We start from the raw sequence: 16,782 nt of genomic DNA, 5'->3' as shown, positions 1-16,782 counted from the left end.
AGATTTTATACTTTCGAATGAAAGATACAGCGAGGTTATTATGGCTGCTCTCCCGACCCACGAAACACTTCCCGCCGATCACAAAGCGGCGATTCGCCAGATGAAACAGGCCCTGCGGGCGCAAATTGGCGACGTCCAGGCGGTGTTCGATAAGCTCTCAGCGCGCATCAGCGAGCGGCTGCAGGAGATTGAGACACTGAAAGCCGCAGGCCAGGAGGTCTGGCCAACCATTCCGTTCCGCGATATCGCCGAAGGAACAGTGAGCGATGAGCAGCGCGCGGCCATTAAGCGCCGGGGCTGCGCGGTTATTAAAGGCCACTTCCCACGCGAACAGGCGCTGGCGTGGGATACCGCGATGCTGGAATATCTGGACCGCAACCATTTCGACGATGTTTACAAAGGGCCTGGCGACAGCTTCTTCGGTTCGCTGGAGGCTTCGCGCCCGGAGATCTACCCGATCTACTGGTCGCCCTCGCAAATGCAGGCGCGGCAGAGCGATGAAATGGCGGCAGTGCAATCTTTTCTCAACCGCCTGTGGCGTTTTGAACAGAATGGCAAACGCTGGTTCGATCCGGACGTCAGCGTGATCTACCCCGACCGCATCCGCCGCCGCCCGCCGGGAACCACTTCGAAGGGGCTGGGGGCGCATACCGATTCCGGCGCGCTGGAGCGCTGGCTGCTTCCCGCCTATCAGCAGGTTTTCGCCAACGTTTTTAATGGCAATATCGACGCCTACGACCCGTGGGACGCCGCGCACCGTACCGAAGTGGAAGAGTATACCGTCGACAACACCACCAAATGCTCGGTGTTCCGCACCTTCCAGGGCTGGACCGCGCTGTCGGACATGATCCCGGGTCAGGGGCTGCTGCACGTGGTGCCGATCCCGGAGGCGATGGCTTATGTGCTGCTGCGCCCCCTGCTCGACGATGTGCCGGAAGATGAGCTGTGCGGCGTCGCGCCGGGCAGAGTGCTGCCGATCTCTGAGCAGTGGCACCCGCTCTTGATTAAAGCGTTAAGCTCGATTCCAGCGCTGAATGCCGGGGACTCCGTCTGGTGGCACTGCGACATCATTCACTCGGTGGCGCCGGTGGAAAATCAGCAGGGCTGGGGAAATGTGATGTACATTCCGGCCGCGCCGATGTGCGAGAAGAACCTCGCCTACGCGCAGAAAGTGAAAATCGCCCTGGAAAAAGGCGCCTCGCCGGGGGATTTCCCGCGCGAGGACTATGAAGCCAGCTGGCAGGGGCGCTTCACCCTGGAGGATCTGAATATCCACGGCAAACGGGCGCTGGGTATGCCGGTCTAATCGTCATACAGCCCCTGCGGCTCGACGGCGGTATGGCCTTTGCCCGGCCGGATCCGCCGTACCGAATCGCGTACCACCAGCGTGCCATGCAGCAGTAGCGAGCCGTGCGGCGCCTCCGGGCGCAGCAGGCGCTGCTGCAGGAGATGCACCGCCTCGCTGCCCAGCTCATCCCGCGGCACATGCACCGCGGTCAGCGGCACCTCCTGAATCGCCGCCAGATTAAATCCGTCAATGCTCATCACCGAGACATCCTGCGGCACCCGCAGGCCACGCTTTTGCAATGCGCTGACGGTGCCGGCGGCCATAAAATCGCCGCCCACCAGGAAGGCGGTGGGCAACGGCCTGCCCTGTAAGCCGTCAAGCCAGGCGCCCACCTGCTCTTCCGTCTCTCTGGCGCTAAAGTTGGCGACGCTGATAAGATCCCGGCTGGCGGTAAAGCGCAGATTACGCGCGCGCCACGCCTCCTGAATCCCCCCCAGCCGCAGCTCCATGGTATAGCGGCGCAGGCACATCACGTTCATCACCGCCCGATGCCCCATATCAAACAGATAGCGGGCCGCGCACTGGCCGATCAGCCGATGATCGGGAGCGATGGACGGCAGCCGCATCCCTTCATCCCGACAGTTGATCAATACGCAGGGTTTGCCCAGATCCGCCGCCAGGCCATGAATATGCGGATCGTCGATCCCCAGCAGCACCGCGGCCTGGGTCTCAGGTTCATTCATGCGGGCAAGAAACAGGTTGGCGTCGCTGTCGTTCTCATCCAGCGCGCAGTAGCGCAGGCGCACTTCATGCGCCGCCAGCGCGTTATTGATACTCTGGATCACCCGGTAGTAGAAGATATCCGATCGCTCATCGAATGCGCGCTGCGGGGCAAACACCAGCAGATGATTGAGCAGCAGACGCCCGGCGGCCAACCCCTGCATGACACCCAGCTCGCGGGCGCAGTCCAGCACCGCCCGGCGCGCCTTGTCGCTGGTATTCGCTTTCCCGGCCAGGACGCGTGAAACGGTGCTGGGCGATAGCCCGGTGCGGGCGGCAATTTCGGCGACGCGCAGCTTTTTATCCATTTTGTGATCCAGCTCCGATTGAAAAATGAAAGAATTTTCATAATCGCCAAAGCACACGTTACAAGCAAATTCCGCTGTCAAATATGCGATCTCGCTCATTTCATGAAAAAACTTGCATAAATAGCGCTTTGCCAGACGATTTTTCTGCCCTAGCCTGAATTGGTCCAATATCTCCCATACTAGTTATACCAATGATGTTGAGATTAAAAATAGACTATTCAAATAGTTAAAAAAAACCATGTGACCACTCAGGGAAAGAGGCCGTCACTTTCCCCCTACAAACGTCTTGTGGAGTGTGCTATGAGTCAAGGCCTCAACAATGATATCGCCGTCAGCAAAACGCGCCGGGTAGTGAAAAACCTGCGCTGGTGGGTACTGGTCCTGTTTTTACTTGGCGTTACCGTCAACTACATCACACGCAACTCGCTGGGAATTATCGCGCCGGAACTGAAAGCGACCCTCGGCATTACTACCGAACAATACTCGTGGATCGTCGGCGCGTTTCAGCTGGCTTACACGATTTTCCAGCCGCTGTGCGGCTGGCTTATCGACGTCATCGGCCTGAAGCTTGGCTTTATGATCTGCGCCACCCTGTGGGCGCTGGCCTGTATCGCCCACGCCGGGGCCGGTAGCTGGCTGCACCTGGCTATTTTGCGCTTCTTTATGGGTGGGGCCGAGGCGGCCGCTACTCCGGCGAACGCCAAAACCATCGGCGAATGGTTTCCGAAATCTGAACGCCCGATTGCCGCCGGCTGGGCTGGCGTTGGGTTCTCCATCGGCGCGATGCTGGCCCCGCCGATCATCTACTTCGCCCACGCCTCCTTCGGCTGGCAAGGGGCGTTTATGTTTACCGGCGCGCTGGCGCTACTGTGGGTAGTACTATGGTGGGCCTTCTATCAGACCCCGGAAAAGCACCCCAATCTCAGCAAAAGCGAGCTGGAGTACATCAAACAGGATAACGAAGCCCCGCCGGTAAAACAGCCCTTCTTTACCGCGCTCAAAACCGTCTCGAAAAATAAACGTTTCTACGGGATCGCCATTCCCGCCTTTATGGCCGAGCCCGCCTGGGCGGTGCTGAGTTTCTGGGTGCCGCTGTACCTGGCGAAAGAGCACGGCATGGATTTGAAGCAGATCGCCATGTTTGCCTGGCTGCCGTTTCTCGCCGCCGATCTCGGCAGCGTGGTCAGCGGCTACCTCACCCGCCTGTATGTTCGCTGGTTCGGCTGTACGCGAGTGAACTCGGTGATCGCCAGCTCGGTAACCGGCGCGTTCCTGATGCTCTCCCTGGCCCTCGTCGCCATCACCCGCGATCCCTATATCACCATCATCCTGATCTCCATTGGCGGCTTCGGCCATCAGATCATCTCCTGCATGCTCAGCGCGCTGGTGGTGGAGTCTTTCGACAAGGGACAAATGGCGACGGTCAACGGTATGCGCGGCTCCGCAGCGTGGATCGCCAGCTTCTTGTTCTCGTTATTAATCGGGGTGACCGCCGACAAAATCGGCTTCAACCCGCTATTTATCGCCATGGGTTTCTTTGACCTGATTGGCGCCGTTTTCCTGGTGGCATTTATTGCTGAACGTCGCGCCAAGCGCGCCTGAGAGTGGATGTAAGATATGAAGACGCTGAAACACTGGAGTTTGCATCAACAGCTGGAGCATCACGTTGAACTGACAGTCGATGGCCAGCACACCCTGTGCCTGTACGTACTGGAAGAGAATTTGTTCCGCGTCCTGCTAAAACGCCAGGGCCAGCTGGCGCTGGATCGCACCTGGAGCATCGCTCCGCAGCAGGATGTGCCGTGGGAAGGCCGCGCCCGGGATGACCTCAGCGGTTTTAGTCTCCCGGCCTGGCAGCTGGCCCAGGAGGGCGATACGCTGACTATCGCCACCCGCCAGCTGCGCGTCACCGTTCACCAGCCGCTGTGGCTGGAGTGGAGCTATCGCGACGAGGCCGGCGAATGGCAGCCGCTTGCCAATGACCGTCCGACCAGCGCCTACCTGGCGAATGCCCACGGCGACGGCGTCGCCCATTATCTGAGCCGCCGCAAAGACGAGCGTTTTTACGGCCTGGGCGAAAAGGCCGGCGACCTGCAGCGCACCGGTAAACGCTATGAGATGCGTAACCTCGATGCCATGGGCTACAACGCCGTCAGCACCGACCCGCTGTATAAACATATTCCGTTCACCATCACCCAGCGCAGCGATATCAGCTACGGCCTGTTCTATGACAACCTGAGCAGCTGCTGGCTGGATCTGGGGAACGAGATCGACAACTACCACACCGCCTATCGCCGCTGGCAGGCGGAAGCCGGCGACATCGATTATTACCTGTTTACCGGTAAGCAGGTGCTGGATGTGACCAAAGCCTTCGTTCGCCTGACCGGTAAAACGCTGTTTGGACCCAAATGGAGCCTCGGCTACAGCGGCTCCACCATGCACTATACCGACGCGCCGGATGCGCAAAATCAGCTGATGAACTTTATCCGCCTGTGCGAGCAGCACGCGATCCCCTGCGATTCGTTCCAGCTCTCTTCCGGCTATACCTCAATCAACGGCAAGCGCTACGTCTTTAACTGGAACTACGACAAGGTGCCGCAGCCCAAAGTGATGAGCCAGTCGTTTCACGATGCCGGGCTGAAGCTGGCCGCCAATATCAAACCGTGCCTGCTGCAGGATCACCCGCGCTACGGCGAGGTGGCGGAGCGCGGTCTCTTCATTCGCGATTCGCAAACTGACGCTCCGGAGCGTTCCAGCTTCTGGGATGATGAAGGGTCGCATCTCGATTTCACCAATCCGCAAACCGTGGCCTGGTGGCAGGAAGGCGTGACCACCCAGCTACTGGAGATGGGCATCGATTCGACCTGGAACGATAATAACGAATACGAAGTATGGGACGGCGAAGCCCGCTGCTACGGCTTTGGCCGCGAAATCGCCATCAAACATATTCGCCCGGTGATGCCGCTGTTGATGATGCGCGCCTCGCTGGAAGCCCAGCAGCGCTTTGCGCCGCAAAAGCGCCCATATCTGATCTCCCGCTCCGGCTGCGCCGGGATGCAGCGCTACGTCCAGACCTGGAGCGGCGACAACCGCACCAACTGGGATACGCTGCGCTATAACATCCGCATGGGCCTGGGGATGAGCCTTTCCGGGCTGTTTAACGTCGGCCACGACGTCGGCGGTTTCTCCGGCGATAAACCCGAGCCGGAACTGTTTGTGCGCTGGGTACAAAATGGCGTCATGCATCCGCGCTTTACTATTCACTCGTGGAATGACGACCAGACGGTAAACGAAGCATGGATGTATCCGGCCATCACTCCGGCGATCCGCTCAGCCATTGAGCTGCGCTACCGCCTGCTGCCCTATCTGTACACTCTGCTATGGCAGGCGCATGCTGATGATGAGCCGATGCTGCGCCCGACCTTCCTCGATCACCAGCACGATGCGCAGACCTTCGCCGAATGCGATGACTTCCTGCTGGGCCGCGACCTGCTGGTGGCCAGCGTGGTCGAGCCGGGCGCCCGCCAGCGTGAAGTATGGCTGCCGGATAATCAGGCCGGTTGGTACGATTTCTACAGCCATCAGTGGTTCGCCGGCGGCCAGTGGGTGACGCTGGACGCGCCGCTGGAAAAACTGCCGCTGTTGGTCCGCGCCGGCGCTGGTCTGCCGCTTAGTGAACGTATCAGCCATGTCGATGCGCAAAAAGACGATCGTCGCGAACTGCAGCTGTTCCCGCTGAAAGGTACCGGCTCAACCCGCGGTCTGCTGTTTGAAGACGACGGCGAAAGCTGGGGCTATAAACAGGGGGATGCGCTATGGCTGGAGTGGGAAATGACCTGCAGCGCCAGCAGCATAAACCTGGATATCAACGCCCGCGGCAACTATCGCCCGGCGTGGAAAGCGCTGAAGCTGTCATTACCGGTAGGAGAAAAGCGTAAGCTGCTGGTGAATGGCGTTGAAGGAACGGAGTGGAGGTTCTGACCATAGGCCGGTAGTTTCAGCCAGCATGGTGAATAAATTAAAAGCAGGCCGTACGGACCTTGGTTACTGTTCTCGGTTTGCAACGGTTTTGGTCCGGGAAAAACAGTTCTTTTTTATTATTTCAGAGCAGATTGCGCTCCCGATATTTCTTCTGCGTTATGTCTCTCATGGCGCCGGGAGCGTACAGGGGGCGGCCAGTCGCCGCCGCCCCTGTACCCCCGGGCTCTGGCCGCCAAAATCGCCACTTCGTGGTCCCTTCGACTTATCCCTGCAGGCTTCGGGTCGGGCCGAGGCAGCGTCCGTGCAAAACACGGCCCTCAGCCCGCATCCATGCGGGCTGCCCCGGCCTTCCGGGAACGTCTCAGCGATGTTGAGGCCACCAACACCGGCAGTTTCAGCCAGCGCGGTGAAGACATTAAAGGCAGGTCGCAAGAACCGTAGGTCGGGTAAGGCGTTAGCCGCCACCCGACAAAAAAACGGCACCGCGTGTCGCCCGGGTAAGGCGTAGCCGCTACCCGGGTAACGGACAGGGATTACTCGATACCTTTGCTGCGCAGGTAGTCTTCGTAGTTGCCGCTGAAGTCGATCACGCGGTCCGGAGTGATCTCCAGGACGCGGGTCGCCAGCGAGCTGACAAACTCACGGTCGTGGGAGACAAAGATCAGGGTGCCCTGATACATCTCCAGCGCCATGTTCAGCGATTCAATCGACTCCATATCCAGGTGGTTGGTCGGTTCGTCCATCACCAGGATGTTTGGCTTCTGCATCATCAGCTTACCGAACAGCATGCGCCCTTTCTCGCCACCGGAAAGCACCTTCGCCGGCTTTTTGATATCGTCCTGGCTAAACAGCAGACGGCCGAGGATGCTGCGTACTGCCTGTTCGTCGTCGCCTTCCTGCTTCCACTGGCTCATCCATTCGAAGACCGTCAGGTCGTTTTCGAACTCGTACTCATGGTCCTGCGCGTAGTAGCCGATTTGCGCGTTTTCAGACCATTTCACGCTGCCGTTGTCCGGCTGCAGTTCGCCTACCAGGGTTTTCAGCATGGTGGATTTACCCACGCCGTTGGCGCCCAGAATGGCGATCTTTTCGCCCACTTCCAGCAGCAGGTTGACGTTTTTGAACAGCGGACCTTCATCAAAGCCTTTGGTAAGGGCTTCCACTTCCAGCGCGTTACGGAACAGTTTCTTATCCTGCTCGAAGCGGATAAATGGGTTCTGACGGCTGGAGGCTTTAACCTCTTCCAGCTTGATTTTGTCAATCTGGCGCGCGCGCGAGGTGGCCTGACGCGATTTAGAGGCGTTGGCGCTGAAGCGGCTAACGAAGGACTGCAGGTCCGCAATCTGCGCTTTTTTCTTGGCGTTGTCCGCCAGCAGACGCTCACGCGCCTGGGTGGCCGCGGTCATGTATTCGTCGTAGTTGCCCGGATACACGCGCAGCTCGCCGTAGTCGAGATCCGCCATGTGGGTGCAGACCATGTTCAGGAAGTGACGGTCGTGCGAAATGATAATCATGGTGCTGTCCCGATCGTTCAGCGTCTGCTCCAGCCAGCGAATGGTGTCGATGTCCAGGTTGTTGGTCGGTTCATCGAGCAGCAGGATATCCGGATTGGAAAACAGCGCCTGCGCCAGCAGGACGCGCAGCTTCCAGCCCGGCGCGACTTCGCTCATCGGGCCATAATGCTGTTCAACCGGAATGCCGACGCCGAGCAGCAGTTCGCCGGCGCGCGCTTCCGCCGAGTAGCCGTCCATTTCGCCATATTTGACTTCCAGGTCGGCCACTTTGTAGCCATCTTCTTCGCTCATCTCAGCGAGGGCGTAGATGCGATCGCGCTCCTGCTTCACTTCCCACAGCTCGCCGTGGCCCATGATGACCGTATCCAGCACGGTGAACGCTTCAAAGGCAAACTGATCCTGACGCAGCTTACCGATGCGCTCGTTCGGGTCGAGAGAAACGTTGCCCAGCGTCGGTTCGAGATCGCCGCCGAGGATCTTCATAAAGGTCGATTTACCGCTGCCGTTGGCGCCGATCAGACCATAACGGTTGCCGCCGCCAAATTTAACGGAGATATTTTCGAACAGCGGCTTACTGCCAAACTGCATGGTAACGTTGCTGGATACTAGCACGGGGATATCCTGAAAAAAGAGTATGAGGGGTGTGATACAGCAGACATTATGCCAGCAAATGACACACTTTTCACGGCCTGCGGTAAATTCCACCGCGGCGCTTGTGCTAAGGTCTTTGTCAGATGAGCCGGAAACCCGCGCTCAAACGGTTATTCTGTACGTATTTATAAGGAGTCCCATGACCAGCAGCCTATCGCGACACCCGGCTTTTTTATCCCTGCAGGGCGGCATCAATTTTCGCGACCTGGGCGGCCAGCTTGCCGCCGACGGACGCCGCGTCCGCAGCGGCAAGCTATTGCGATCCGGCGCGCTAAACCGGTTAACGGCGGAGGATCTCAACCACCTCGATACTTTGCCGCTCAGCCGGGTGCTCGACTATCGCGACCCCGGAGAGGTAGCCCGTACTCCGGACAAGCTTAGCCCGCTTACCCATTATCTTAACGCGCCGGCCAATCCGCCGGTGAGCGAGGTAAATGCGAAGGTCACCGAGCTGAATGCCGCCACCCTTAACGCGCTGAACGGCGAGCAGTTTATGCTGCAACTCTACCGCCAGCTGCCGTTTAACAACCCGGCCTATCGCCAGCTCGCCGCCTGGCTGACCACGCCTTTTGAAGGCGCTTTACTGCAACACTGCGCGGTCGGCAAAGATCGCACCGGCGTCGGCTGCGCGTTAACGCTGTTCGCCGTCGGCTGCGACAGCGAAACGGTGATGGAGGAGTATCTCCTTACCCACGGCATGCTGACGCAGGTGGAGGCCTGGATGTTGGCGCTGCTCGGCAACGACCTCACTGCCCAGGGGCGCCAAAGCCTGGCGGATATTCTGACGGTAAAAGAGTCCTATCTCGCCGCCGCGCTGTCGGCTATTCACCAGCGCTATGGCACCGTCGACGCCTGGCTGGCGGCAGAGTACCAGCTTACGGCGCCGGTTCGCGCCGCGCTGCAGGCCCGGCTGCTGGAAGAGTAACCGCCCGTTACCCGCGCGGCGAGCGATGCTTCGGCCGCCTGCCGGACCGCGGCAGCCGAGGCAACAGGGAAAAAAATGTGATTTCGTACACATCTGATTTACCTGTTCAGCGGAATGCACATATAATGCGCTCCCATCTACTGTCTCAATCATTAACAAAGGCCTGTGTGGCGTTGATTTCGCACACGACATTAAAGACTATGAAATTATCTACACTCTTAGCGGCAGCCTTCGCCATCGTAGGCTTTTGCAATACAGCGTCTGCTGTCACCTATCCTTTGCCAACCGATGGCAGCCGTTTGGTTGGTCAGAATCAGGTCATTACCATTCCGGATGATAACAAACAGCCGCTGGAATACTTCGCGGCGAAATATCAGATGGGGCTTTCCAACATGCTGGAAGCCAACCCGGGGGTGGATACTTACCTGCCGAAGGGCGGTAGCGTCCTGAACATCCCTCAGCAGCTGATTCTGCCGGATACCGTGCATGAAGGGATCATTATCAACAGCGCGGAAATGCGTCTGTACTACTACCCGAAAGGCACCAATACCGTGATCGTTCTGCCGATCGGCATCGGCCAGTTAGGTAAAGATACGCCGATCAACTGGACCACCAAAGTCGAACGCAAGAAGGCCGGCCCGACCTGGACACCGACCGCCAAAATGCATGCTGAATACGCCGCCGCCGGCAACCCGCTGCCCGCCGTCGTACCGGCCGGTCCGGATAACCCGATGGGGCTGTACGCGCTGTATATCGGCCGTCTGTACGCCATCCACGGCACCAACGCTAACTTCGGTATCGGCCTGCGCGTGAGCCACGGCTGCGTGCGTCTGCGTAACGATGACATCAAATTCCTGTTTGAGAACGTGCCGGTCGGCACCCGCGTACAGTTTATCGATGAGCCGGTAAAAGCGACCACCGAGCCGGACGGCAGCCGTTACATCGAGGTGCACAACCCGCTGTCGACCACCGAAGCGCAGTTCCAGGGCGGCGAGATCGTGCCGATCACCCTGACTCAGCCGGTACAGGCAGTTACCAGCCAGTCTGATGTCGATCAGAACGTGGTTGAGCAGGCTATCCAGAACCGCTCCGGTATGCCGGTGCGTCTGAACTAAGTTGTGCTGACAAGAAAAACGGCGGGCCTGATGCCCGCCGTTTTTTTATCGGCATTTTCCCTCGAGGCGGCTAACGCTCGCCCGGGCTACCAAACCCTACCACGCCGTAACCCCGCTATGCGCAGCCGCCAGCAGGAGCCCCGGCCTAGCCGTTATTCACCAGAATAATCCCGCCGTGATCGTAGCGATAATGGCAGTGGGCGTACTCCAGCGGCGTGCCATCCTCCAGATAGATAACCTGCTCCACCTCCAGCACCGGATCGGTCGGTTCGCAGTGAAGATGCTGTTTATCCAGTTCCCCGGGCTTCATCGCCCGCACCACGCGGTAAGATCCCATCAGCTTCAGCCCCAGCGTCTCCTGCACATAGCGAAACACGGAACCTTCCAGATGGCTTTTGGTTAACCCCGGCACCAGCCCCACCGGCATGACCGTCAGATCCAGCGACACCGGCTCGCCGTTGAGCAGCCGCAGGCGAACAAAGTCATACACCGGGGCATCGGCGTCGATAAGCAGCGAACTTTGCTCCTTATCGCTGGGAAAGCGCACCGCAAAGCGCACCACTTCGCTTTGCACCTCGCCAAGATGCTCCCAGGTTTTGGTGGCGCCGAAATAGTCGCTGCCGGGCAGCTCCCACTGCGACAGCTGAAGGAAATTTTTCCGCACAAAGGTGCCCTGCCCTTTACGGGTATAGATCAGCCCTTCGACGATTAACTGGCGCATCGCCTGCTGGATGGTCATCCGGCTGGTGCTGAACTCCGCCGCCAGCGCAAACTGGTCGGGTAGCGGCGCGCTGGCAGGATACTGCTGGCTGATGATGCGTTTTTTTATTTCCCGCGCGATTTGCAGATACTTCGCCGTCATTTCCCGGTCCTTATCCATTCAGTGAGTAGCTGGCAGGCTGGATACACCATCTGACCGCCAGGGCAGCGTTACATCGCTTCGCCGTTGCTGCGGAACACCTGCTTCAACCATGCATAGCTCTTCTTCGGCACCCGCCGCAGGTCCTTGAGGTCATGGTTTTCGCGATTGACGTACACCACGCCGTAGCGCTTACGCATATCGCCCTGTGAGCTCAGGATATCGATTAATCCCCAGCCGAGATAGCCGATCACCTGCGCCCCATCCTCAAAGATGGCCGCTTTCATGGCGTTGATATGGTCGCGATGGTAAGCGATGCGGTAATCATCGGCAATGGGATGTTCGCCGTCCCAGGACTCAATCACCCCGATGCCGTTTTCAATCGGGAACACCGGCAGGCGCCAGTCGTTATAGTAACGAGTGATGATCGTCCGGAAGCCCAGCGGATCAATCTGCCAGTTCCATTCCGTCGCTTTCAGGAACGGGTTATCCTGGTTGCCAAACAGCATATAGTTGTTGACCGCCGTTCCCGGCGGGATCGCGTCGCTGTTCAATGTGCGGCTGGCGTAATAGCTGAACGCCAGATAATCGACCTTCACCGTCGCCATCAGGGCGAGATCCTCCGGACGATAGATATCATCGAACCCTTCCGCGGCGACAAAATGCATCACCTCCGGGCTATAACCCTCACCCGCGTAGGCGCGCAGCAGGTTCTGGTTTAAGAACTCATCCAGCTGCTGGGCGCAGAGGATATCGCGTGGTTTGCAGGTAGCCGGATAGACCAGAGCGTGAGCCAGCATTCCGCCCATCAGACACTGCGGCTTCGTCTGGTGCAGATAGTGAGTCAGATGGACGTGCGCCATCATCACATGATGCTGGATCAGATACAGTTCGCGCAGGGTCTTCTCCCCCTGCAGATAGCCGGAAATCAGAAACGCTTCCGGCGAATGGTACAGATTCTGCTCATTAAAGGTGAGCCAGTATTTCACCTTGTCGCCATAGCAGGCGATCATCTTCTGGCCGTAGCGGATAAAAGCGTCCATCACCCGGCGGTCGGTAAAACCGTTGTAGCGCTCCGCCAGCGACAGCGGCATATCGAAGTGGTACAGGCAGATCATCGGCTCAATGCCGCGGGCGATCAGTTCATCTATAAATTGATGGTAGAAGGCGATCCCCTGTTCATTGAATTCGCCATCTCCGTCAGGGCACACCCGGCTCCAGGCGATCTGAAAACGGTAGCAGTTCATGCCCAAATCCTGCATCAAATCGAAATCTTCCCGATAACGATGATAAGAGTCGGTCGCCACCTTCCAGTCGGAGGCGAACTCCGCCGGTTGACGGATATCATACACCGACATCCCCTTGCCACCCTCGTTCCACGCCCCCTCCGTCTGCATGCTGGAGACGGAATTTCCCCATAAAAAATCTGCCGGTAGTCTGTTCTTCATGCTGCGCCTCGGTATATGACTAGTCATTTAAACGTAATGACTAGTCATATACCGGAAAGTGAAAAGGTAAGCAAAGGCCGGGATCGGTTTCTGTGAGCCGGACAAAAAAAGATCGCCCCGAAAGGCGATCCTGGCGATCGAAGTGAATGATGGCGCGATTCTGTTGAGATCAGGCGCTGAGTTTGAAGAGCCAGTAGCCGCTGAGTGCCGCCCATAGCAGCATTGGAATGGAGTAGAGATGGAAGCGCCACCAGATGCGCCGATCGCTGGCCATACGCAGGGCGATAATATTGGCCAGCGAGCCCGGCAGCAGGCCAAAGCCGCCCACGTTAACCGCCCAGGCGAGCAGTATTGACGGCGGGACATAGTTGAGCAACAGAATAGTCGAGGGCACATTACTGATCACCTGCGACAGGCCAATAGCGGTCAGCCACAGTCCACCGCCGGAGAGGGTCCCCACCCCGCTCAGCACCTGGTGCAGCGCCGGAAGCTGGGTCAGCAGATGGACGTCAATAAACATCACCATAAACACCAGCAACAGCGACCAGTCGACATGGACGATCACCGCCCGGGCCAGCACCAGGAAGCCCAGCAGCACCAGCGCCAGCCCCCACAGGGCCTGATTCATCTCCAGCGCCGTCAGAAACACCACATACAGTCCCAGACAGCTCCAGACGAGCTTGGGTTGCCATGACGGCGCCCTGTCGCTGCTCTGGTAACTGAGCCGCTTCGCCGGAAAACAGAACCAGCACAGCGCCAGCAGGGTCAGCATCATCGCCGCTGCCAGAGGCAGCATCTGACCGATAAACCCGAAGAAAGAGAGGCCGGATCGTCCCCACAGCAAAATATTCTGCGGGTTGCCGATCGGCGTCAGCAGCGAACCGGCGTTCACCGCCAACGCTTCGAAAATAATCAGCCGGTTCACCGGGATGGCGCACCATTTTTTTAGCGTCAGCGTCAACGGCACCACAATAAACAGCGCAACGTCGTTGGTAAGAAAGGTAGACAACAGCGCCGCCGCCAGCACCATAAAGATGGCCAGCTGGCGCTCAGTCACAAAGCGGCGGGCCATTTTTCGGCCCAGCACGTCAAAATAGCCGCTCAGTTCGATCCCCTTAGTCAACAACATCAGGCCGCTAAGCGTGACGATGGTATGCCAGTCAATGGCCGCCGGCCAGCTTGCCGGGACAAACGGCACGATGGCGCTGAGCACGCAGGCGATAATCAGCAGCAAATGGAGAAAACGATCGCGCAGCAGCGACTGGACGAAGGGAAGAGTCATGCTTCCTGAGATCCCTGTGTTTGGGTAAATTTCAGGAACATCGCCAGCGTCTCTTCGCTCACGTGATGCTCCATCCCTTCCGCATCACGTCGGGCAATCTCCGCGCTGACGCCGATCGCCAGCAGGAAGTTCTCCACGATTTGATGGCGCTCGCGGCTCTCCTGGGCTAGCTTCTCACCTTCCGGGGTTAAGAAGATCCCGCGCCAGGGGATCTGTTCAATAAGACCGACGCTGGCCAGGCGTTTGAGCATTTTAGCGACCGTAGGTTGCGAAACGCCAAGACGCGCGGCCATATCCACCTGGCGCGCCTCGCCCACTTCGTTGATCAGATCGGAGATCAGCTCCACATAGTCATCGATCAGCTCGCGGCGATGCGCTTCCCGCACCTGGCGAAACCCTTCCACGTGCTCTTCAACATTCACTAACTGCGTCACTTTTTTTGTTATTGGCTTACCTGCGCGACGGTTCATTGTGCTTCCTCATTCGTGTGACGCGTCAAGCATCGTATAAAAAGATCCACATTGTAATGGATTGCGCCAAGAGCACAAAAAATTAACGTTTTAGCCATAGCTATAAAATATAGCCTGTGCTATATCTGTATATAATGCAAACATCCATCAGGGAATGACGGAGCGAACTGGCAGGAGGAGAGCAGATGAATGAATTCAAGAGGTGCATAAACGTGTTTAGCCATTCCCCCTTTAAAGTACGATTGATGCTGATCGGTATGCTGTGCGAGATGATCAACGGTAAACCGCAGCAGGGCAAACCCAATTCCTAAGGCGGCGTCGCGGTACGCCGCTTCATTTTTCTGTCATTTTCTGCCGGTAAAATGACCGGTTCCCCCCGTTTCCCTGACCTTTTTTCAAGTTTTGTAAGCGCCCTCGCAAAACAATCTGTTATGTCTGGTTGACCTTACCATTTACAAGCCCTATCTTTGCACAGCCCTGCCACATTCGCGGCTCGCAGAGACCCTCTTCACGCACTGTCCAGCAGGTTTTACCCCTTGACGCCAGGGGATGCGCATGGCCTCTTTTTGATTGTTTACTATGAATGTCACCACCCTGAAAGATACGCTGGTCGCCCGCCGACTGGCACTGAACCCATGGACGGGATTCTACTTTTTACAGTCGCTGTTAATTAACCTGGCGCTGGGCTATGAATTTAGCCTGCTTTATACCGTGGCATTTACCTGCGTGTTACATCTGCTGTGGCGCGCCTTTCCGCGCGTCCAGAAAGCGGTGGTCGGCGCCTATTCCCTGCTGGCGGCTCTGTACTATCCCTTTGGCCAGGCCTACGGTGCCCCCAACTTCAACACTCTGCTGGCGCTGCACGCCACCAACGTGGAAGAGTCTACGGAAATCCTGACCATCTTCCCGTGGTACAACTATCTGCTGGCGGTCTTCATCTTCGCTCTCGGGGTCATTGCGGTTCGCCGTAGGATCGTTGAGCCATCACGCTGGGGAAAAATGGATACGCTGGGCCTGTTGTTCAGCATCGGGATCTTCTTTCTCCAGCCGGTGCAAAACCTTGCCTGGGGCGGTGTATTCAAGGTGATTGACACCGGTTATCCGGCCTTTCGTTTTGTCAAAGACGTGGTGGTGAATAACAACGAGGTGCTGGACGAACAGGCCCGGATGGCGCAGCTGGCTGGCATGAAAGACAGCTGGCACGTGCTGGCGGTAAAGCCAAAATACCATCTCTATGTGGTGGTGATCGGTGAAAGCGCGCGCCGCGATGCCCTCGGCGCTTTCGGTGGCCATTGGGACAACACGCCGTTTGCCAGCTCGGTAAACGGTTATCTGTTTAACAACTACATCGCCGCCAGCGGCTCAACGCAGAAATCGCTCGGCCTGACGCTTAACCGGGTGGTCGATGGCAAACCACAGTATCAGGATAACTTTGTCACCCTCGCCAACCGCGCCGGTTTCCAGACCTGGTGGTTCTCCAACCAGGGGCAAATTGGCGAGTACGACACCGCTATCGCCAGCATCGCCAAACGGGCGGATGAAGTACAGTTCCTGAAAAACGGCGATTTCGAAGCCAATAAAAACACCCAGGACGAGCAGTTGCTGAAGCTGACCGAGCAGGTGCTCTCAACCCAGCGTACCCAGCCGCAGCTGATTGTCCTGCACCTGATGGGCTCTCACCCACAGGCCTGCGATCGGACCAAGGGCAAATACACGGTTTTCGTTCAGTCGAAAGAGACCTCATGCTACCTCTACAGCATGACGCAGACCGATTCGCTGCTGGCTAAGCTTTATCATCAGTTGCAAAATTCCGGTGACACTTTTTCCCTGACCTATTTTTCCGATCATGGTCTGGCGTTCAAGGAGCGGGGCAAAGAGGTGCAGTATCTGGCGCATGACGATAAGTTCCAGCAGAACTTCCAGGTGCCGTTTATGGTGCTATCCAGCGATGACAAAGCGCATAAAGTGATTAAGGCGCAGCGTTCGGCGAATGATTTCCTCAGTTTCTTCTCCCAGTGGACCGGGATCCAGGCGGCGGAAATCACCCCACGCTATCGGTTTATCTCTGAGCAAAAGGCCGGTCCGGTGTACATCACCAACTTCCAGCTGCAGAAGGTGGACTACGCTCACCTCGGTACCGATGAGTTCACAGTCAATTAAT

General features: G+C 57.8%; 12 protein-coding genes and 1 pseudogene. 7 read left to right on the top strand and 6 right to left on the bottom strand.

All coding sequences use genetic code 11. From position 1 onward, the window contains the following. Positions 1–40 precede the first annotated feature (40 nt). Positions 41–1,306: a DUF1479 domain-containing protein gene (locus HMPREF3140_RS23605; RefSeq protein ID WP_002895887.1), complete on the top strand. Its 1,266-nt coding sequence runs from the start codon at positions 41–43 to the stop codon at positions 1,304–1,306. On the opposite strand, the gene HMPREF3140_RS23600 is transcribed toward HMPREF3140_RS23605, so the two are convergent. Further along, on the bottom strand, positions 1,303–2,433 hold the full coding sequence (locus tag HMPREF3140_RS23600; RefSeq protein ID WP_004219745.1) for a LacI family DNA-binding transcriptional regulator: 1,131 nt from the start codon (positions 2,431–2,433) through the stop codon (positions 1,303–1,305). The two genes, HMPREF3140_RS23605 and HMPREF3140_RS23600, sit on opposite strands and share 4 nt — an antisense overlap. A 243-nt stretch (positions 2,434–2,676) precedes the next feature. Between HMPREF3140_RS23600 and HMPREF3140_RS23595 the strand changes: the two genes are divergently transcribed. Further along, positions 2,677–3,978, top strand: a complete 1,302-nt coding sequence (locus HMPREF3140_RS23595; protein ID WP_004183491.1) for an MFS transporter — start codon at positions 2,677–2,679, stop codon at positions 3,976–3,978. Positions 3,979–3,993: 15 nt separating this feature from the next. Continuing rightward, positions 3,994–6,357 carry a glycoside hydrolase family 31 protein gene (locus tag HMPREF3140_RS23590; RefSeq protein ID WP_021463009.1) on the top strand — a complete coding sequence of 788 codons (2,364 nt, stop codon included), beginning with the start codon at positions 3,994–3,996 and terminating at the stop codon, positions 6,355–6,357. Between the two features lie 533 nt (positions 6,358–6,890). Here the strand turns inward: HMPREF3140_RS23590 and HMPREF3140_RS23585 are convergent. Further along, a complete protein-coding gene (locus HMPREF3140_RS23585) occupies positions 6,891–8,483 on the bottom strand; it encodes an ABC-F family ATPase (RefSeq protein WP_002895876.1) in 1,593 nt (530 codons plus the stop codon). Between the two features lie 48 nt (positions 8,484–8,531). On the opposite strand from HMPREF3140_RS23585, the pseudogene HMPREF3140_RS23580 reads away from it, so the two are divergent. Both HMPREF3140_RS23580 and ldtB read left to right on the top strand, forming a co-directional pair. Next, a pseudogene (locus HMPREF3140_RS23580) lies at positions 8,532–9,447 on the top strand (tyrosine-protein phosphatase). Positions 9,448–9,647: 200 nt separating this feature from the next. Next, positions 9,648–10,562 (top strand): L,D-transpeptidase, encoded by a 915-nt coding sequence (gene ldtB / locus HMPREF3140_RS23575; protein WP_002895871.1) that lies wholly within the window; start codon positions 9,648–9,650, stop codon positions 10,560–10,562. A 145-nt stretch (positions 10,563–10,707) separates the two neighbouring features. Here the strand turns inward: ldtB and HMPREF3140_RS23570 are convergent, their stop codons facing one another. From HMPREF3140_RS23570 to mntR, 4 genes are all read right to left on the bottom strand, one after another. Further along, positions 10,708–11,424, bottom strand: a complete 717-nt coding sequence (locus tag HMPREF3140_RS23570; protein ID WP_004151705.1) for a GntR family transcriptional regulator — start codon at positions 11,422–11,424, stop codon at positions 10,708–10,710. 68 nt (positions 11,425–11,492) lie between these two features. Next, entirely contained in the window at positions 11,493–12,869 is a 1,377-nt protein-coding gene (locus HMPREF3140_RS23565) for a glycoside hydrolase family 1 protein (RefSeq protein ID WP_004176762.1), read from the bottom strand. A 169-nt stretch (positions 12,870–13,038) separates the two neighbouring features. Further along, positions 13,039–14,151: an anion transporter gene (locus tag HMPREF3140_RS23560; RefSeq protein ID WP_002895863.1), complete on the bottom strand. Its 1,113-nt coding sequence runs from the start codon at positions 14,149–14,151 to the stop codon at positions 13,039–13,041. Further along, positions 14,148–14,621, bottom strand: a complete 474-nt coding sequence (mntR, locus tag HMPREF3140_RS23555) for a manganese-binding transcriptional regulator MntR (protein ID WP_004183487.1) — start codon at positions 14,619–14,621, stop codon at positions 14,148–14,150. The genes HMPREF3140_RS23560 and mntR overlap by 4 nt, the downstream gene beginning before the upstream one ends. Positions 14,622–14,806: 185 nt before the next feature. Here mntR and mntS point away from each other — a divergent pair, with 185 nt between their 5' ends. Both mntS and HMPREF3140_RS23545 read left to right on the top strand, forming a co-directional pair. Further along, positions 14,807–14,932 (top strand): manganase accumulation protein MntS, encoded by a 126-nt coding sequence (gene mntS / locus HMPREF3140_RS23550; RefSeq protein ID WP_002895851.1) that lies wholly within the window; start codon positions 14,807–14,809, stop codon positions 14,930–14,932. Positions 14,933–15,200: 268 nt separating this feature from the next. After that, complete coding sequence (locus tag HMPREF3140_RS23545; RefSeq protein WP_002895847.1) at positions 15,201–16,781, top strand: phosphoethanolamine transferase; 1,581 nt, start codon at positions 15,201–15,203, stop codon at positions 16,779–16,781. The last annotated feature ends 1 nt before the right edge of the window (position 16,782 follow it).

It is taken from the genome of Klebsiella sp. HMSC16A12, from assembly GCF_001808265.1.
GTDB lineage: Bacteria > Pseudomonadota > Gammaproteobacteria > Enterobacterales > Enterobacteriaceae > Klebsiella > Klebsiella pneumoniae.
The sequence above is the reverse complement of the archived record's forward strand: the minus strand, read 5'-3'. Positions and strand labels throughout refer to the sequence as shown.